The sequence below is a fragment of the Flavobacterium agri genome (assembly GCF_013401995.1).
GTDB lineage: Bacteria > Bacteroidota > Bacteroidia > Flavobacteriales > Flavobacteriaceae > Flavobacterium > Flavobacterium agri.
The window spans coordinates 5,327-9,206 of sequence record NZ_JACBJI010000012.1 but is presented as its reverse complement, the minus strand read 5'-3'; the positions used below and the strand labels follow the sequence as shown (position 1 = coordinate 9,206).

Below are 3,880 nucleotides of genomic sequence, written 5' to 3'. Positions count from 1 at the left end.
CAAGCTAGAAAAAATCATAAGTTTTGTTACCTTTCGTATCGGCGGAGAGATCCGTCTCCGAAAGGCTGCCATGATCGGTTAGCGGTCTAACGTTAGCAGCCATATCACCATCACGAATTAACAATCAAGTGAACATAACAGTAAAAATAATTTGGCAACTAATTTTATTGAAAATAATACACCTTCGAATTTGGCGAAATGTAATACCAATATTATTCGCAATATCACTCGGCGGCTGTCGAAATCAACATGAAAATCTAGAGTTTAAAATTGAAAATAATTACGTTGGCATTTGCGCAATATTTATTGATGACAAAACCGAGATAGAGAATCCAAGCATCCTTTTAAAGAATGGTTTGGCAAAAATTCCATCTGAGAATTTGCGGTCGACTATGATTTTTAAAGAAGCTAGCAATAAAATAATTCCAGTGCTTGAGATAGGCGAAATCCCAAGAAATCATAATGAGCGCTATATTTTCCATCTCTCTGAAAACAACATTTACGAAGCATGCGAAATTGATGAAATTTCATACTTAGATTTCTTTGTTGGTACTCAAAAAGAATTCAACGACTGGAAATCACTTAGACAACACGAATTGGATTTCTTTAATTCAAAATCTATAAATTGGTGCGAGTTCTTAAAAAATGAGGCAAACTAATAAAATGGCTAATTTTAAATTTTAAAAAGATACGGCTGCTAACAGCCGCTCCCGAGCCATTGCTGGTAGCTGTTTATCCAGACGATCTTTGTACCAATTTCATTATATTCACGCCGGAGGGTACAATCTCCGAATTCCGCAACGGCCGGGAGCGGCGAAGCGTTACCCGAAATGCCAAAAAAATCGAGGTTATGAAAATGCTATTAATCACTTTTTTTTCTATTTCAAGTTTAAGTTATTCGCAAAACGAAAAAATCAAATGGATTGATGGCAAACGTATGGCGGAAATCGAACTTGAAAAAGCAAAGCGCGAGAAACAAGATGTCAGTTTTGTAAAAAATAATAAAACTCTAATTCCTATAAAAGATTCTGTTTCTGCAATCATAGCTATGGAGAGAATACTATTTCCTGTGTTTGGAAAGGAAAGCATTCAAAGCCAAAAACCATACAATGTCTACTTTGTTAAAGGATATTGGGTTGTTTTTGGAAGTAAACGACGGAAAGATGAAGCCGGAGGCGTTTTTTCAATAATCCTCGATAAAAAAAACTCGTCGATACTAAAAATTTCTTATGGTAAATAAAGGCACTTCGGGTAACAGCGCATCTTGAGCTATCGCTGGCTTTAGGTAAAAGAAAGTGCTTTTTCTAGAGCAACAAAACTGTGAATTTTTCAGCTTTTGGAAGCTAGAAAAATCCATCAGTTTTGTTACCTTTCGTTCGCCGGAGAGAACAATCTCCGAAGAACCGCGACAGCCAAGATGCGCGAAGCGTTAACTGAAATTTTATGAAGACCATCTTACTAATTTCGTTGTTAATAATGTCCCAAGTTATTTTCTCTCAGAATAACTCCATAATAAAAACTGACAATTCGGTTGGTGTCATTTTCTCAGAAACGTACTTTGAAGAAATGGCGCAAACATTCACTCCAACTACTTTTGAAATTGAAAAAGTTGAGAAACTCATAGCTACATTTAATCCTAAATCAAAAGATTATAATGATGATATAAAAAAGAAAGTAAATTTATTGAGTCGTGGTAAATACTTTAGACAGTATTTTGGATTTGATATTAATGAGAATAACAAAGTGAAAATGATATTGATAAGATTTATAAGAATCAACAAGAATTCATCTCCAGAAGAAATGAGAAATTGGGAAATCGAACCGTCAGTTGATCCGAATATTATAGAGTTGAAATATGATGTAAATCTTAATAAATTTTATGTTTAATTTCTTCCGGTTTATTAAAACTTCAGTTAACCGCCGCTAATTTTGATCGCGGCTTCTAGGTGAATTGAACATCTAATTCTTTAACTTCGTTTCCGTTCGGCAGACACTACTCTCTCCGAATTTAGCCGCGACCAAAATTAGCGGCCTAACGTTAGGTGCCATTATAAAGAGAAACCGTGGAAAATAATGAAAATTTAGTTAGGGTAAAAACGTTATCAACACGAATTAATAATGATTTCGTGAGCGCGACAAAGCTCAACCCAAGGATAAATATTGAAGGGAATCTGAAAAGCAGAAAAAATAAACTTTCAAAATTACTTCATGAAAATTTGCAAGATTACTTGGATTTATACGATGAGGCAATCAGACTTACAATTTGCTCACACGAACTGTTTAAAGAACATTTTCCTGAAAAATCAACTCCATCATTTGTTGTACTAACGGCTAAAATGGTGACATTAATGTTAGGTATAAAACAAATGCTTGAGGCCGGATTTTCCGATTGCGTAAAAAACTTGGAAAGACCGTTAATTGAGGCAAATGAAGTTTTCTTTGCATGTTTAATTGATCCTGAACTTAGTAAATCCTTTTCGTCCACATCCGCTCTATATGATAATGACAAATTTTACTGGGAAAATTTTTCTAAAGGAAAACTAGATAAGCAATGTCAAAAATTATATGAAAAGATTGAATTAAAAAAAGAAGACATTGAAAACCTAAACTTACGAAAATCAGCTTTAAAAAAATTCCTCTCTGAATCAATTCACTCATCATTTAATGCTGCATTTTCAAGCTATCTAATGATGTCGATTGATTTTAAAATAGAGGATAATATTTATGGAAAAGTAACTACGGCCTATCCACGTCTTCTTATATCATTAATTGAAGAAACACATCTATTTAATAATCTTTTAAACGATGCATTGGATAAAAAGGTCTGTCCTGAACTTGAAGGTATTGAAACTTTAAATTCGTATAAGTTGTATAAGTTCTATAATGAAAAGTTTCACTTACTATTTCATACATATTATCTAAAACTTGAAGAAGACTCAAAATCATATTCAAAGTTTTTTGAAGATATAAGAGCATACTTGGAAAGCAATAACGGCACCTAACAGCGCATCTTGATCTATCGCTGGTTTCAGGTAAATTGAACCGACTTTTTCCATAACTTCGTTTCCGTTCGGCAGAGAAAACTCTCTCCGAAAAGCCGCGACAGCCAAGATGCGCGAAGCGTTACCTGAAATGCCCTGAAAATCTATGAATCCAGACAAATTATATTTAGCGATTTACCATGACGAAGAAGGTAAAAAGTCAAGAATTTCTATCACCAACTATTTAAATTTAATAGCTGAAAAGGATAAAGTTGAAATATCTAAGTTTATTTATAACCGATTGTATTCGCGATATATAAAACCGTTTTCATTTGATGATGAAAATTTCAAGTCGCAATTCATAAATGGATTCTCGATAATGGCAAATTCTTGTTTGCTTATAGAAACTTTAGAATCATTTAAACAAGGATTTGGAGACACAAACGGAAAGTCCGAGAAAATGTTTGTAGATTTTTTTAACAGCGAAGCAAATTTTGAAGTTTTAAAGACGCATGCTAAAAACTTCTACAAAAATATTAGGTGCGGCATTTTACATCAAGGTGAAACAACAGGCGGATGGATTTTGGTTAAACGCGCAGAAAAGCTATTTGAATCTGAGAAACTGAAAATTAATCCAATACTCTTTATGGAACAACTAAAAGTTTCTTTAGAAGGTTATAAAGAAAAGTTGCAAAATGAAGAATGGGATTCAGCTACTTGGGATAATTTTAGAAGTAAAATGAGGAAAATCATTTCTAATTGTGAATAGGCACTTCAGGTAACCGCCGCTAATTTTGATCGCGGCTTCTTGGTGAATTGAGCGTCTAATTCTTTAACTTCGTTTCCGTTCGGCAGACACTACTCTCTCCGAATTTAGCCGCGACCAAAATTAGCGGCCT

5 protein-coding genes are annotated in these 3,880 nt (G+C 34.0%); all 5 read left to right on the top strand.

The features are described 5' to 3' along the window. Positions 1-128 precede the first annotated feature (128 nt). The 5 genes from HZF10_RS17545 to HZF10_RS17525 all read left to right on the top strand — a co-directional run bounded on the left by HZF10_RS17545 (position 129) and on the right by HZF10_RS17525 (position 3,750). Positions 129-659: a hypothetical protein gene (locus tag HZF10_RS17545; protein WP_176007545.1), complete on the top strand. Its 531-nt coding sequence runs from the start codon at positions 129-131 to the stop codon at positions 657-659. Between the two features lie 191 nt (positions 660-850). Further along, positions 851-1,240: an NTF2 fold immunity protein gene (locus tag HZF10_RS17540; RefSeq protein WP_176007544.1), complete on the top strand. Its 390-nt coding sequence runs from the start codon at positions 851-853 to the stop codon at positions 1,238-1,240. Positions 1,241-1,443: 203 nt separating this feature from the next. Next, entirely contained in the window at positions 1,444-1,887 is a 444-nt protein-coding gene (locus HZF10_RS17535; RefSeq protein WP_176007543.1) for a hypothetical protein, read from the top strand. A gap of 176 nt (positions 1,888-2,063) precedes the next feature. After that, positions 2,064-3,002, top strand: coding sequence for a hypothetical protein (locus tag HZF10_RS17530; protein WP_176007542.1), 939 nt, complete (start codon positions 2,064-2,066; stop codon positions 3,000-3,002). Between the two features lie 145 nt (positions 3,003-3,147). Continuing rightward, positions 3,148-3,750, top strand: coding sequence for a hypothetical protein (locus HZF10_RS17525; protein WP_176007541.1), 603 nt, complete (start codon positions 3,148-3,150; stop codon positions 3,748-3,750). Positions 3,751-3,880: the final 130 nt, after the last annotated feature.

Bases quoted from the DNA above. Each gene is read 5' to 3' on its own strand.
- HZF10_RS17540 (WP_176007544.1), top strand. From the start codon at position 851: ATGAAAATGCTATTAATCACTTTTTTTTCTATTTCAAGTTTAAGTTAT.
- HZF10_RS17535 (WP_176007543.1), top strand. From the start codon at position 1,444: ATGAAGACCATCTTACTAATTTCGTTGTTAATAATGTCCCAAGTTATT.
- HZF10_RS17525 (WP_176007541.1), top strand. From the start codon at position 3,148: ATGAATCCAGACAAATTATATTTAGCGATTTACCATGACGAAGAAGGT.